Source organism: Stenotrophomonas sp. GQ19 (genome assembly GCF_059758695.1).
Window position 1 is genome coordinate 72,706 of sequence record NZ_JCAXES010000008.1, and the last position, 13,840, is coordinate 86,545.

The following is a 13,840-nucleotide window of genomic DNA, read 5'->3' on the forward strand; positions in this document are numbered from 1 at the left end:
GCCCGCGATGGGCCGGCGTTTGTTGCGGGCTCAGCGGGCGCGCAGGTGGGTGGTGAAGAACGCGGTCAGCGCGTCGAATGGAATCAGCGCCACCCGGTCGTACAGGTCCACATGCCCGGCGCCGGGAACCACCAGCAGCTGCTTGGGCTGGCCGGCCAGGCGGTAGGCCTCTTCGCTGAACTCACGCGAGTGGGCGGTCTCGCCGGTGATGAACAGCATCGGTCGCGGCGAGATGGTCTCGATGTCGGCGAACGGATAGAAGTTGAGGAACTTCAGGTTGCTGGTCAGCGTGGGATGGGTGGTCAGCGCCGGCGAGGATCCGGCCGGGGTGTACTCGCCGCGCGGGGTGCGATAGAAGTCGTAGAACTCGCGTTCAACCGGCGAGGACCTTTCATCGATGCTGTGCACCGATCCGCTGGTGTACTGCACCGGCCCGCCGGCGAATTCCACATCGCGCTGGGCCACCGCGGCGGCAATGGCCGCCTTGCGCTGCGCCACGCTCACCGCGTGGCCAAGACCGTTGCGGTTGGCTGCGCCCATGTCGTACATGCTCACCGTGGCGATGGCCTGGATGCGCGGGTCGATCTTCGCCGCGCTGATGACGAAGCTGCCGCTGCCACAGATGCCAATGGCACCGATGCGGTCCTTGTCCACGAACGGCTGCGTGCGCAGGAAATCGACTGCCGCGCTGAAGTCCTCGGCGTAGATGTCCGGCGAGACGGCGTTGCGCGGCTGACCTTCGCTTTCGCCCCAGAACGACAGATCCAGCGAGAGGGTGACGAAGCCCTGCTCGGCCATGCGCGTGGCATACAGGTTGGCGCTCTGCTCCTTCACCGCACCCATGGGGTGGCCAACCACGATGGCCGCGTGCGGCACGCTGCGGTCCAGATCCTTGGGCACGAACAGGTTGCCGGCCACCTGCATCTGGTACTGGTTCTTGAAGGTGACCTTCTGCACGGTCACCCGGGGGCTGGAATAGAAATTGTCTGCGCCGTGGCTCATATCGGCTCCTGAGGCAAAGAGGGGAAGGGTCAACAGCGCAATCAGCGCAAGCAACCTGGGCATGGGCGATCCATCGGTGAGTGGGCCAGCCCAGTGTGGTCGCGCGGGCACCATTTGATTAGCTAACCAATCGGGAATGACGCTGTTAGATGCGCTAATCAATGTGGCGTGCCAGACTTGCCCCATGGCACGCCGCAATCTCAATGACCTTCTGGCCTTCGTCACCGTTGCCCGCGAAGGCAGCTTCACCCGTGCCGCCAGCGTGCTCGGGGTGACCCCGTCCGCGTTGAGCCAGGCCTTGAAGGCGCTGGAAGAGCGGCTGGAGATCCGCCTGCTGACCCGCACCACGCGCAGCGTGTCGCCCACCCAGGCCGGCGAACGCCTGCTGGCCGCCATTGGCAACCGCTTCGACGAGATCGAAGCGGAACTGGACGCGCTGACCGCGCTGCGCGACAAACCGGCCGGCACCGTGCGCCTGACCAGTGGCGACTTCCCGCTGCGCACGCTGCTGCTGCCGCGGTTGATGCCCCTGATGCACCGCTACCCCGACATCAACATCGAGTTCGATGTGAGCTACGGCCTGCGCGATATCGTGGCCGACCGCTTCGACGCGGGTGTCCGGCTGGGCGAAAGCATCGACAAGGACATGGTGGCTGTGCCGATCGGCCCACCGTTGCGCATGGCGGCGGTGGCCTCACCGGCCTACTTCGCCAGCGTGCCGCCGCCGAAGGTGCCGGCGGACCTGACCGGGCACCGTTGCATCAACATGCGCTTCCCGACACGAGGCGGGCTGTACGCCTGGGAGTTCGAGCGTCGGGGGCGTGCAGTGAACGTGCGCGTGGACGGCCAGCTGACCTTCAACACCTCGCCGCACATGGTGCTGGCCGCGCTGGACGGGCTGGGCATTGCCTTCCTGCCCGAGGATGAGTTTGCGCCGCACCTGGAAGATGGCCGGCTGGTGCGGGTGCTGGCGGACTGGTGCCCGCCGTTCCCGGGCTATCACCTGTATTACCCCAGTCGCCGGCAGCATTCGCCGGCGTTCGCGCTGGTGGTGGAGGCGTTGCGGCGCTGAAGCGGGCGGCCGTGTTTGTCAGTGCCGCTTACAGCGTGGTGCTGTCCACCAGTTGGCGTCCGGCCTGGGTCAGGTCGATGTCGCCGTCTTCGGCCTGCGCGGCGTAACCGGCTGCCACGGCCCAGTTCGCGTCCGCGTCCGATACCGGGCGGGTGGCGTTGATGTCCTCCAGGATGCGGCGCTGCTCGGCGGTCAGGCTCACGTGGTCGGCCCGCTGGACCCCATCGCGGCCCCGCCCTGTCTGGCACGGATGGCACGGCGGTGGTTCACCCACCACACCAACCCGGGCAGCCCATACAACAGGGCGCCGACCAACAGAAATATCTTGAATGCGGTGTTCATGGGGTGCCTTCGATAGCAGCCTGCCGGGCGTCCAGCGGAGGGAAACCGGAATGAATTTCCCAGGCGACAGCTGCAGTTCAGCAGATGCCACGTGAAGCCGCTGTCCATCCGGCGCGGCAATGCCGTGACGCGGACCACAAAGACCGTGCACTTCATGCCCAGCCCACACACGCTTTGTACCCTCGTTGCCTGCGCCCCACTGGAGCAACGATGCGCCCGGATACACCGATGTCTTCTTCTGCCGCTACGCCCTCACCGGCACGTCGGCTGCGCCGCTGGCTGGTTCGCCTGCTGCTGTTGGCCGCCTGCGTGGTGGCGGTGGGTGCCCTGTGGAACAGCCGCTGGGCAGAGGTGCCGCGGGCGATGTGGACACTGGCACGGATGCCGCCGCCCACCGCGTTGCCGGTGCCCGTGGACGGGGTGACGGCCCGGCGCATTGCCGATACGTTCGGCGCGCCCCGTGGCCGCGACCGCACCCATGCCGGCATCGACATCTTCGCCAAGCGCGGCACGCCGGTGCGCAGCGTGGGCGACGGGATCGTGGCCGATGTCCGCGAGGGCGGGCTGGGTGGGCGGCAGGTGTGGGTACTGGGCCCGGCCCGCGAGCGCTACTACTACGCCCACCTGGAAGGCTGGCGCGACGGCTTGGCGCGCGGCGAAGTGGTGGCGGCCGGCACCGTCCTGGGCTACGTGGGCGACAGCGGCAATGCCAAGGGCACGCCAGCGCACCTGCATTGGGGCATCTACGGGAGCGAAGGCGCGTATGACCCGCTGCCGTTGCTGCGCGCATGGACGCCGGCCCCGGGCGCAACGCCGGCAGCGCGGCGATGACGGCGGGCGCGCGCTAGCGGGTAGCGGGCGTGCTGGATACCGGTGCCAGCGCTTGGCCAAACACCTGCAGCGCCTGCGCGATGGCCGCTGCGTGGGCCCCAGCCTGCGGCGCCTCCGGCGGGCACAATGTGGCCAGGCGTTGGCGGCCGAGCGGAGTGCAGGCGGACAGGAATTCGTAGTGGCCTACGCCGGGCAACGCGCGCAGCGTCGCCTGCGGTGCGAGCGCTGCAAGCACCTTGCCATTGGTGGATGGCGGCGCTACCGCATCGGCGTCGCCAAGCAGAATCGACACCGGCTGCAGCAGTGCGCGCAGCTGCGCCGGCGTAAACGCCTGCACGATGGCCGGTGCCATCAGGAAGGCGGCACGCACACCGGGCACGCCGTGGTCATCGCCTGCCTGCGCCATGTAAGGCGCCAACGCGGGCGTCGCCGCTGCGTCGATGCGGGCCTGCAGCGTGGAGGCGGGCATTTCCAGCTGCGGCTGGCACACCCCGTCATCCGGGGTGGCGCGGCAGAACGCCAACAGATGGGCCATATCCACGCGCGCACCGGCGGCGGCCAGCGCGGTGAAGCCGCCGGCGGAGAAACCGGCCACCCCCAGGCGCGCGGCATCCAGGTGCGCGCCGAGCTGGGGGTCGGCCTGCACTGCGGCGAGGGCGGCCTTGAGGTCCTCGGCCCGTTCCCAGATCAGGATGCTGCCGGCCAGCGTCATCGGCTCCACGCCGTTGTTGCCCGGGTGGTCCACCGCGATCACAAGGTAGCCGGCCCGCGCCATGGCAATGCCGAACCAGCCCATCATCCGCGCGCTGCCACCATTGCCGTGCGACAGCAGCAGGGTGGGCAGGGCACCCGGCGCAATGGGCGCGTCGACGGCGGCGCTGCCCACGTTGAACAACGGGGCGTCCGGTGGCCCGATGGTGATGGGCCGCTCGCGCGCACCGGGCGCAGCCGGGTACCACACGGTGTAGCGCAGGCCGTCGTGATGCGCGGCATCGCGCACCGCGGCGCTGGCGCTGCGGGTCTGGCCATGGCGCTCGCCGACAACGGCAGGCGCGGGCGCTGCCAGCGCGGGGGCACTGGCCAGGCAGAGCAGCAGGGTCAGGCAACGGGCATGCACTCGCATCGGCGTTCTCTCAGGTAGGGTCGGTGTCGGCCAGGGGCAGCCAGATTTCCACGCCGCCGTGGCCACTGTGGGCGTCAAACCGTGCGTCGTAGCGTTCCAGCTCCGGCGCATCGGCCAGGCTCAGCCCGGACGCGGGCAGGTAATGGTTCAACAACCAGTACCAGGTGGAGCGGATCGCCGAGATGTGGCCGGCGTGCCATGCCACCACGTAACGGTGGGCGGGAATGCGCACGGTCTGCCAGCCGTCCGGCAGCGCCGCGAAGCCGGCCACGCCGATGCCGGCGATATAGTCGAAGCTGCCGTCATCGTCGCTGTTGCAGCACACGCCGTAGCTCACCTCCGGTGCGGTGGGGCAGTGCAGTGCCAGCCGTTGCCATTGCGAGGGAATGGCGGCCACCGACGCGCCGTGGTGGCGCGCGCCGATCCCGGCTACCAGCAAGGTGTCGGCGTTGACGATGCGCGGTGGCTGCGCGCAGGGCAGGGCATCGTCGTGCAGCTTGATCGCCTCCACCAGCGCGATGCTGTCCAACCCTTGCGCGCGCACCTGTTCCGGCGGGCGACCGAACTGCTCGGAGAACGCACGGGTGAAGGTGGGATGTGAGGCATAGCCTGCGTCCAGCGCGACCTGCAGGATGTCGCGCGCGCCGCCGGCCAGTTGCCGCGCCGCTTCGCTCAGGCGTCGCCCGCGCAGGTAGCGCACCAGCGAGGTGCCGGTGCTGGCCTGGAACACGCGGGACAGATGGAACGGCGATACCCCCACCACGCGCGCCACGTCGGCCAGGGCGATCGGCGCGGCGTGGTGGCTTTCGATGTACCACAGGGCCCTGCGTGCCGCGCTCATGCCGCCTTCCGGATCGGGACAGGCACGCAGCGTAGCCCAGCATCGCCTGGGCCGCTTGGCCGTTCTTGCTACAGCGTGAGGTTCAACGACACGAACAGGCTGCGCCCCGGAGCCGGCGAGAACATCGGCTGGTCATTGCCGCCCCAGAAGAAATTGTCGTACCACGCGTAGGCGTAGGTGCGGCCGGTGAGGTTCTTCACCTGCAGGTCCACGCTGAGCCGCTCCGACACCGCGTAGCCGGCGCTGGCGTCCAGCACCGCGAAGCCGCCAAAGCGACCGTGCTGGTTGCGCTCTTCGATGTAGTAGTCGCCTTGCCGGCGGCCCTGCATGCCGAAGCGCCAGCGCGCATCGGGGCGGTAGTCGGCCCCGATGTTGGTGATGTGGCGCGGCGTGGCCAGCACCTCGTTGCCGGCCAGCGAGCGGCCGTCGGCGGTGAACGCGCTGATCACCTTGGCCTGCTGGATGGCGTGCGATGCCCAGAGCGTCCAGTGCGCGCTCACGCGTGCGTTGAACTGCAGGTCCACGCCGCGTCGCCGGGTCTGGCCCAGGCCGACGGTGGTGCCGGTGGCGGGCATGTTGGCCACTTCATCGGTGGCGTCCTGCTGCCAGGCGGCGACACGGGCCTGGATGCCGTCGGCCGGGCTGAAGCTGATGCCCAGTTCCTTGCCGGTGTTGATCGACGGGCGGAAGGCGGCCTGCCCGCTGGTCAGGTAGGCCGGGGCGGTGGACCCGGTCAGCACCTGGAAGGTGCGGCCCCAGTTGGCATACACGTTGAGCGAGGGGGTGAACGCGTACGCCACGCTGAGCTTGGGTTGGTCTATCCAGCCGGAGCGCTGCAACGGCGCGCGGACGCCGCCGGGCAGGTGGGTGTCGCCCGAGAACCGATCCACCCGCCACGCCGGGACGATCTTCAACGCGGGTGTCGGCTGGATCACGGCCTGCAGGTAGCCGCCGACGTTGTCCAGGGAATAGCGGTCATCGTTCTGGATGCGCGCCGGTACGGCATCGAAGTCGGTCGGGATGCCGTAGGCGTAACGCAGTCGCCGGTACGCGTTGTCCTGCTGTTCGGCGTTGATGCCGCCAGCCACGGTGAGCCGCTCGCTGGCGCGCCAGGTCAGGGTGCTCAGCAGCCCCGTCTGCCGTTCGTCCCACTGCCGGCGCTGGCGCGGCGCGTTGCCGGGTCGGTAGTCGGTGAAGGTCACCTGGCGGTCGTCCTCGTACCGGTTGTAGTACAGCCGGTTGCTGAGCTGCAGGGTGTCGGTGAGGCGCAGGTCGAGGTGCGCGCCGAGGGTGTGCATGTCGCGCACATCGCCATCGTTGGCATTCTTGCGCGGCGATGCGCGGCGCGCGTTGGCCAGTTCGGTGGCGGTGAGGAAGCCGGGTTCGTCGGCAACGTGGTGGTACACGCGCGCGACCAGGCCGGCCTTGAGCACGTCCTCGTCGCTGCCGATGAACCACTTGCCGCCCAGCGAATACTTGCGCGACCGGTCGTGGTCGCGATAGCCGTCCGAGGCCTGGGTGCCGATGAAGTAGTTCTGTGCCACACCGTTGGCCTCGCGACCGAGCGCGACCTGCACTTCGCGGCTCTCGAAACTGCCGACGCTGAGCCGGGCATCGGTGTAGGTGCCGCCCTGGCGGGTGCCGATGTTGATGTTGCCGCCGATGTTGTGCAGGCCGTAGCGCGGGTCGTTGGTGCCGCGCACCACTTCGATGTAGTCGATGTCCAGCGGGAAGATCATGTCCACGAAGCGCTGGTTGCCGCTGTTGACGTTGCTGGGAATGCCGTCGATCAGGATCTTGATGCCGTTGATGTAGCCCTCGCCGTTGAACGCACGGAAGCTGGCCTTGCCGGACTCGGCGCCCTGGCGGGTTTCGGTGAGCTGGATGCCCGGCATCTGCCCCAGCAGTTCCCAGCTGTTGCCGACGTTCTTGTGCGCGATCTGGTCGGCGCCCATCACATCCACCGAGGTCAACACCTGGCGCGACGCCAGGGGGCCAGTGCTGCCCTTGCGGGCGTCCACGCTGCCGAGGGTGACGGTTGGATCTGGCGCGGGGGCGGCGCCGACATCGAGGGGGAACAGGGCCGCCAGCAGGGCTGAGGCAAGAGCAGGGGTCTTCATGTGGAAGCGGCGTCAGGCAGTCTCGATATAGCAATGATATAACATTGCAACCGTGGTGACCCACCCCCGCTGCCAGCCGTAGGCCATCTGTGAGCCCTCGCTACGGAACCGCGACGCGCCTGCAGGGCGAAGTCATCCCGTGCCGGCTTGCGTGAGCGGGCTCACGCCACCCCGCGCAACCACGCCGTGATCGCCTCGCGCAGCCGTGGATGCGCGGGCACGGTGATGCCGAACGCCTCGTGCAGCACGGTCAGCACATCGTCGGCGTCGTTGAGCATGCGGCGCTCGCTGGGCTGCCCGCGGCGGTGCACGGTGTAGGCCCCGGCGCCGATCGTGCGGCGCCCGTCCGGCCCGGCCAGGGCGACCCGCAGCTGTCCGGGGAAGGAGGAGTGCGGGTGCGTGCACACATACCAGTTGCCCACCTCATGGTCGATGGGGGCCTGCACCTGCAGGTCGAAGTGGTAGAGCGGCCGCCACTCGCCGGCGATGTCCACCCGCAGCAGGAACTGGTCGTGCTGCTGGTCCAGCCGATAGTGCTCGTGCGGCGTGGCCTGGGCGAACCGATGGTCCAGCCGCAGCGGACCGGTCGGCGTGTTGCCACCGAAGCCGACGTCGGCGATGTAGTCCACCGCGTCGATCCGCACCAGCACCAGCATATGGGTGCGCGCGGTGGGTGCGTCATCGGTGCGTCCCATGACCACGCGCGCGGCAAGGGCGCGGGCGTCGAAGCCCAGGTGCTGCAGCAGCGCCAGGAACAGCCCGTTGAGCTCGTAGCAGTACCCGCCGCGTCCTTCGCGCAGCAGCTTGTGCGCCACGCTGGGCAGGTCGATGGCCACCGCATCGCGCAGCAGCGTGGTGAGCGTCTCGAACGGGAACGTGGCGTTGTGACGTTCCTGCAGCAGCGCCAGCGTGGCCAGGGTAGGGGGCGGTGGCGCCGCCACGCCGAGGCGGGCCAGGTAGTCGTGACAGGTTTGCGGGTCCATGGGCAGGGGCCATGCGGGAAGGTGACGCCACTGTGGCGGCTCAACCGTGGTTGAGGTCAAGCACGGGCGATCGAACGCTGAATCGCGCCCGCGGAATGCCCGCCACCGTCATCTTGCCGTCGCTTGCCCCCGCTACAAGGGGCAGGGGTGGCAGCGCGCTGCGGCCGCTTCGAAAATGCAGCCTAAAGACCGCCTGTTTCCGGCCGATACCGATGCGTCAATCCGCCTGGAGCATCTGATGTCGGTCGTCCCCCGCCGCCCGTTGTCCCGGTTCGCCCGCTTGGGTGAACACCTTCCACGTCCCGGTTTCAGCCGCGCCATCGGCGCGCTGCGCCGGCTCAGTGTGGCACGCAAACTCAAGGCCGCGCTGCTGGTCTGTGGCAGCGGTCTGCTGGTCGTGGCGCTGGTCTACGCAGGTACCCGCTACAGCAGCGAGCGTGCCGCCGCCACGTTCGCCGCCCACCAGCAGAACGCCGCGCTGGCCAGCGCACTGGCCACCCAGGTGGCCGAAGCCCGCCGCCTGCAGACCCGCTATGCCATCCACTTCGACGCTGCCGACCGCGGCGCCCTGCAGCAGGCCCAGCAGCAGCTGCAGCAGTCGCTGCAGGCGTTGCAGCGCGCCCCGCACGACCGCGGTACCGCAGCCGCGTTGACCGCACTGGCGGCGCGCGCCCAGGAATTCACTGCCGGCATTGCGGCGCTGAACGACCGCGCCGACGAGATGGGGCGCGGCGACGCCGGACTGCGCGCGCAGCTGGACGCCAGCGCCGCAGCGCTCGATACCCTGCTCACCGACGCCGCCTACCTGCCATTGGCGCTGCAGTGGCAGCGCATGCGGCGGCAGGAAGCGCTGCTGTTGCTTACCGGTGATGCGGTGCACACCGACCAGGCCAGCGAAGCCAAACTGCCGTTCGACCTCGCGGTGTCGGCCTCGGGCCTGGCCGGTCCCACCCAGGACGCGCTGCGTGCCGCAATGGACGATTACCAAGGCGCGTTGCTGGCCTACACCGCCGCACGGGTGGGGCTGGACGTGGAGGCGATGGCGCTCACCGATACCGCCGCGCAGGTCGCGCCCGCGCTGCAGCACCTGCAGCAGGCGCAGGCGGCCGCGCTTGCCGCAGCACGCGCACGCCAGCAGGCCCAGGCACGGGCGATGACCGTGCTGTTCGCCGCGACGCTGGCGCTGGTGGCACTGGTGCTGATCGCCAGCCTGGTGCTGGTCATGCGGGCCGTCCGCCAGCCCATCACCGACACCCTGCGGTTTGCCGAGGACATCGCCGAGGACCGGCTCGACAGCGTGCTTGCCGTGCACAACCCGCACGACGAGATCGGCCAGTTGGCGCGGCGGCTGATCCACATGCAGCAGCGGCTGCGCGAGCGCATCCAGGCCGAGCGCGCCAGCGCCCAGGACAACACCCGCGCCCGCCAGGCATTGGACAGCGCCCAGGCCTGCGTGATGGTGCTCGACCCGGACGGGCGCATCGGCCTGCTCAACCGCGCGCTGCTGGCCGAACTGGCCACGCAGGAAACCCAATGGCGCGGCCAGCCCGCCGCGGCGCTGCACCCGGTGTTCGAACGCATCGTGGCCCAGCTGCACGGCAACGCGGCGTCCAGCCACGAGATCCTGCATGCCGGCATCGGCTACCAGCTGGTGGTCAATCCCATCCTCGACCACGACCAGCTGCTCGGCGCGGCCGTGGAGTGGCGCAGCCGCGCGCTGGAAACCACCGTGGAAACCGAGGTGGCCGCGCTGGTCGATGCCGCCGCGCAGGGCCAGCTGCACGGTCGCATCGACACCACCGGCAAGCAGGGCTTCGTGCACACGCTGGCGGTCAGCATCAACCGCCTGCTGGATACCTTCCAGGGCAATCTGTCCGGCGTGCAGGCGGTGCTGTCCGGGTTGGCCCAGGGCGACCTGCGCGTGCGCATGCAGGGCCAGTTCCAGGGCGTGTTTGCCCACCTGCGCGATGATGCCAACGCCACCGTGCAGCAGTTGACCGACATCGTGGCGCGCATCCAGCACGCGTCATCGGCCATCGACCACGCCGCCGGCGAAATCGTGGCCGGCAACCAGGAGCTGGCCGGGCGTACCGAGCGCCAGGCCGCGCACCTGGAAGAAACCGCCTCGTCGATGGAAGAACTTACCGCCACCGTGCGCCAGAACGCCGACGCCGCCCAGCAGGCCAACCAGCTGGCGCTGCAGGCCACCGGCGTTGCCCAGCAGGGCGGCGCCTCGGTGGCGCAGGTGGTGGCCAGCATGCGCGACATCGCCGACGCGTCGCGGCGTATCGCCGACATCACCGGGGTCATCGACGGCATCGCCTTCCAGACCAACATCCTGGCCTTGAACGCGGCGGTGGAGGCGGCGCGGGCCGGTGAGCAGGGCCGCAGTTTCGCCGTGGTGGCCAGCGAAGTGCGCCTGCTGGCCCAGCGCAGTGCCGACGCCGCACGCCAGATCAAGGGCCTGATCGAGGCCTCGGTGGACACCGTGGCCGCCGGCAGCCGCCAGGTGGACCAGGCCGGTGCAACGATGGGCCAGATCGTCGGCAGCGTGCAGCAGGTCAGCGCCATCATGGCCAGCATCTCGGCCGCCTCGCAGCAGCAGAGCGCCGGTATCGAGCAGGTGGGGCATACGCTGCTGCAGATGGATGGCAGCACCCAGCAGAACGCCGCGCTGGTGGAGGAAGCGTCGGCGTCGGCGCAGGCGATGGAGCGCCAGGCCGCGCTGCTGTCCGACGCGGTGGCCGCCTTCGTGCTGGAGGTGCCGGCGGTGCGGCCGGTGGCGGCGCGCGCGGTGGGCTGACCGCGCGACCGATACGCAGCCCTCACGCGTCTTCACTGGCCGCTTCGACGGGCGCTCATTATCCTGCACGCATGAGCACCCGTCGCACGCCCCCCGCAGCTTCCGCACGCAACGCCTTTGTCCGCGTCCGCGGCGCCCGCGAACACAACCTGAAAAACGTCGACGTGGAGATCCCACGCGACGCCCTGGTGGTGTTCTCCGGCATCTCCGGTTCGGGCAAGTCCTCGCTGGCTTTCGGCACCTTGTACGCCGAAGCGCAGCGGCGTTACCTGGAGTCGCTGTCGCCTTATGCGCGCCGGCTCATCGACCAGGTGGGCGTGCCCGACGTGGACGCCATCGAAGGGCTGCCACCGGCCGTGGCGCTGCAACAGCAGCGCGGCACCGCCAGCGTGCGCTCCAGCGTGGGCAGCGTCACCACGCTGTCCAGCCTGCTGCGCATGCTGTACTCGCGTGCGGGCAGCTACCCGCCGAAGCAGCCGATGCTGTTTGCCGAAGACTTCTCGCCCAACACCCCGCAAGGCGCCTGCCCGAACTGCCATGGGCTGGGCCACATCTTCGAGGTCACCGAGCAGTCGATGGTGCCCGACCCGTCGTTGAGCATCCGCGAGCGCGCCATTGCGGCGTGGCCGCCGGCCTGGCACGGGCAGAACCAGCGCGACATCCTGGTCACCCTCGGCTATGACGTGGATATTCCCTGGCGCGACCTGCCCAAGAAGCAGCGCGACTGGATCCTGTTCACCGAAGAACAACCGGTGGCGCCGGTGTATGCCGGCTTCACCCCGGCCGAAACCCGCGCCGCGCTGCGTCGCAAGGAAGAGCCCAGCTACATGGGCACCTTCAGCGGCGCGCGCCGCTACGTGCTGCATACCTTCGCCACCACGCAGAGCGCGATGATGAAAAAGCGCGTGGCGCGCTACATGGTGGGCACCGTATGCCCGGTCTGCGACGGCAAGCGGCTCAAGCGCGAAGCGCTGTCGGTCACCTTCGCCGGGCTGGATATCGGCGCGCTGTCGCAGCTCTCGCTCAGTGCCATGGCCGATGCGTTGCGCCCGGCCGCCGAAGGGCGCTTCCAGGCGCCTGCTGCGTCCGGCACGCGCAGCCGTGCGGCCGGTCGCAAGGCGCAACAGGCGCGTGCGGCCGCCGGTGGGCCATCGCACGTGGGCAGCAGCGACGTGCGCCGCACGCCGGACCTGTCCGAAGAAAAACGCATTGCCGCGCAGCGGATCGCGCAGGACCTGGTGGAGCGCATCGGTACGCTCGAAGCACTGGGCCTGGGCTATCTGTCGATGGACCGTGCCACCCCGACGCTGTCGCCCGGCGAACTGCAGCGGCTGCGGCTGGCCACGCAGATCCGCTCCAGCCTGTTCGGTGTGGTGTACGTGCTCGACGAGCCGACCGCCGGCCTGCACCCGGCCGACGGGCAGGCGCTGTACCACGCGCTGGACCAGCTCAAGGCCAGCGGCAACACGTTGTTCGTGGTCGAGCACGACTTGGAGATGCTGCGCCGTGCCGACTGGCTGGTCGATGTGGGCCCCGGCGCCGGCGAGCACGGCGGGCAGGTGCTGTACAGCGGGCCGCCAGCGGGGCTGCGCACGGTCAAGGCATCGGTGACCGCGCCGTATCTGTTCGATACCGGCGGCGGCACACGTCGCACCCCGCGTACGCCCGCGGCCTGGCTGGAACTGCGCGGCATCCACCGCAACAATCTGCATGGGCTGGACGCGCGCTTTCCCATCGGTGCGTTCACGGCGGTCACCGGCGTGTCCGGCTCGGGCAAGTCCAGCCTGGTCAGCCAGGCGCTGGTGGAACTGGTCAGCGAGCATCTCGGTCACGAGCCGGTGCGCGAGGAGCCCGACAGCGAGCTGCCGGTGCCCAGCAGCATCGAACGCACCCGTGGCCGCCTGCATGCCGGTGCCAGGCACATCACGCGGCTGGTCAACGTTGACCAGAAGCCAATCGGACGCACCCCGCGTTCCAACCTGGCCACCTATACCGGCCTGTTCGACCACGTGCGCCGCCTGTTCGCCGCCACCCGCACCGCCAAGGCACGCCGCTACAGCGCCGGGCGTTTTTCCTTCAACGTGGCACAGGGCCGCTGTGACACCTGCGAAGGCGAAGGCTTCGTGCACGTGGAACTGCTGTTCATGCCCAGCGTGTACGCGCCATGCCCCACCTGCCATGGCCAGCGCTACAACGCCAAGACACTGGAAGTGGAATGGAACGGGCGCAACATCGCCCAGGTGCTGGGCATGACCGTGGAGGAGGCTTTGGCCTTCTTCGCCGACGAGGCCCCGGTGCAGCGCCCGCTGCAGCTGCTGCGCGACATCGGCTTGGGCTACCTGCGGCTGGGCCAGCCGGCCACCGAGTTGTCCGGGGGCGAGGCGCAGCGGATCAAACTGGCCACCGAACTGCAGCGCAGCCAGCACGGCAGCAGCCTGTACGTGCTGGATGAGCCGACCACCGGCCTGCACCCGGCCGACGTCGACAAACTGATGGCGCAGCTGCAGGGGCTGGTGGACGCGGGCAACACCGTGGTGGTGGTGGAACACGACCTGCGCGTGGTGGCCGATGCGGACTGGGTGATCGACGTCGGCCCGGGGGCGGGCGAGCAGGGCGGCGCGATCGTCGCCGCGGGCACGCCAGCGCAGGTCAGCCGCGCCACGGCAGGCGCAACCGCGCCCTACCTGCGCCGCTGGTTCCCCTGACCCGGTCGACGGTAGAGC

The 13,840-nt window shown here is 69.6% G+C and carries 11 protein-coding genes; 4 read left to right on the forward strand and 7 right to left on the reverse strand.

Going from position 1 to position 13,840, the window contains the following annotated elements; genetic code table 11:
• Nucleotides 1-30: 30 nt before the first annotated feature.
• Complete coding sequence (locus AC6CHL_RS15015) at nt 31-1,002, reverse strand: alpha/beta hydrolase (RefSeq protein ID WP_498295110.1); 972 nt, start codon at nt 1,000-1,002, stop codon at nt 31-33.
• 184 nt (nt 1,003-1,186) lie between these two features.
• On the opposite strand from AC6CHL_RS15015, the gene AC6CHL_RS15020 reads away from it, so the two are divergent.
• Complete coding sequence (locus AC6CHL_RS15020) at nt 1,187-2,074, forward strand: LysR family transcriptional regulator (protein WP_314402315.1); 888 nt, start codon at nt 1,187-1,189, stop codon at nt 2,072-2,074.
• Nucleotides 2,075-2,102: 28 nt separating this feature from the next.
• Here AC6CHL_RS15020 and AC6CHL_RS15025 read toward each other — a convergent pair whose 3' ends face one another.
• Entirely contained in the window at nt 2,103-2,276 is a 174-nt protein-coding gene (locus AC6CHL_RS15025; protein WP_498295112.1) for a hypothetical protein, read from the reverse strand.
• Nucleotides 2,273-2,416 carry a hypothetical protein gene (locus AC6CHL_RS15030; RefSeq protein WP_181393973.1) on the reverse strand — a complete coding sequence of 48 codons (144 nt, stop codon included), beginning with the start codon at nt 2,414-2,416 and terminating at the stop codon, nt 2,273-2,275. The genes AC6CHL_RS15025 and AC6CHL_RS15030 overlap by 4 nt, the downstream gene beginning before the upstream one ends.
• Before the next feature lie 210 nt (nt 2,417-2,626).
• Here AC6CHL_RS15030 and AC6CHL_RS15035 point away from each other — a divergent pair, with 210 nt between their 5' ends.
• Entirely contained in the window at nt 2,627-3,247 is a 621-nt protein-coding gene (locus AC6CHL_RS15035; RefSeq protein ID WP_498295114.1) for a M23 family metallopeptidase, read from the forward strand.
• 13 nt (nt 3,248-3,260) lie between these two features.
• On the opposite strand, the gene AC6CHL_RS15040 is transcribed toward AC6CHL_RS15035, so the two are convergent.
• The 4 genes from AC6CHL_RS15040 to AC6CHL_RS15055 form a co-directional block, all read right to left on the reverse strand.
• A complete protein-coding gene (locus AC6CHL_RS15040) occupies nt 3,261-4,370 on the reverse strand; it encodes an alpha/beta hydrolase family protein (RefSeq protein WP_498295116.1) in 1,110 nt (369 codons plus the stop codon).
• Between the two features lie 10 nt (nt 4,371-4,380).
• Nucleotides 4,381-5,211: an AraC family transcriptional regulator gene (locus tag AC6CHL_RS15045; RefSeq protein ID WP_038685903.1), complete on the reverse strand. Its 831-nt coding sequence runs from the start codon at nt 5,209-5,211 to the stop codon at nt 4,381-4,383.
• Between the two features lie 68 nt (nt 5,212-5,279).
• Nucleotides 5,280-7,331, reverse strand: a complete 2,052-nt coding sequence (locus AC6CHL_RS15050) for a TonB-dependent receptor (protein ID WP_498295118.1) — start codon at nt 7,329-7,331, stop codon at nt 5,280-5,282.
• A gap of 161 nt (nt 7,332-7,492) precedes the next feature.
• Entirely contained in the window at nt 7,493-8,314 is an 822-nt protein-coding gene (locus tag AC6CHL_RS15055) for an arylamine N-acetyltransferase family protein (protein ID WP_498295120.1), read from the reverse strand.
• A gap of 238 nt (nt 8,315-8,552) precedes the next feature.
• On the opposite strand from AC6CHL_RS15055, the gene AC6CHL_RS15060 reads away from it, so the two are divergent.
• Nucleotides 8,553-11,117 carry a methyl-accepting chemotaxis protein gene (locus AC6CHL_RS15060; protein WP_498295122.1) on the forward strand — a complete coding sequence of 855 codons (2,565 nt, stop codon included), beginning with the start codon at nt 8,553-8,555 and terminating at the stop codon, nt 11,115-11,117.
• Nucleotides 11,118-11,188: 71 nt separating this feature from the next.
• A complete protein-coding gene (locus AC6CHL_RS15065) occupies nt 11,189-13,822 on the forward strand; it encodes an excinuclease ABC subunit UvrA (RefSeq protein WP_498295124.1) in 2,634 nt (877 codons plus the stop codon).
• Nucleotides 13,823-13,840: the final 18 nt, after the last annotated feature.

Excerpts from the sequence above, each read along its gene's own strand:
- AC6CHL_RS15040 (WP_498295116.1), bottom strand. The coding sequence starts at position 4,370 with ATGCGAGTGCATGCCCGTTGCCTGACCCTGCTGCTCTGCCTGGCCAGT.
- AC6CHL_RS15050 (WP_498295118.1), bottom strand. The coding sequence starts at position 7,331 with ATGAAGACCCCTGCTCTTGCCTCAGCCCTGCTGGCGGCCCTGTTCCCC.
- AC6CHL_RS15015 (WP_498295110.1), bottom strand. The coding sequence starts at position 1,002 with ATGAGCCACGGCGCAGACAATTTCTATTCCAGCCCCCGGGTGACCGTG.
- AC6CHL_RS15065 (WP_498295124.1), top strand. The coding sequence starts at position 11,189 with ATGAGCACCCGTCGCACGCCCCCCGCAGCTTCCGCACGCAACGCCTTT.
- AC6CHL_RS15020 (WP_314402315.1), top strand. The coding sequence starts at position 1,187 with ATGGCACGCCGCAATCTCAATGACCTTCTGGCCTTCGTCACCGTTGCC.
- AC6CHL_RS15030 (WP_181393973.1), bottom strand. The coding sequence starts at position 2,416 with ATGAACACCGCATTCAAGATATTTCTGTTGGTCGGCGCCCTGTTGTAT.
- AC6CHL_RS15045 (WP_038685903.1), bottom strand. The coding sequence starts at position 5,211 with ATGAGCGCGGCACGCAGGGCCCTGTGGTACATCGAAAGCCACCACGCC.
- AC6CHL_RS15060 (WP_498295122.1), top strand. The coding sequence starts at position 8,553 with ATGTCGGTCGTCCCCCGCCGCCCGTTGTCCCGGTTCGCCCGCTTGGGT.
- AC6CHL_RS15055 (WP_498295120.1), bottom strand. The coding sequence starts at position 8,314 with ATGGACCCGCAAACCTGTCACGACTACCTGGCCCGCCTCGGCGTGGCG.
- AC6CHL_RS15035 (WP_498295114.1), top strand. The coding sequence starts at position 2,627 with ATGCGCCCGGATACACCGATGTCTTCTTCTGCCGCTACGCCCTCACCG.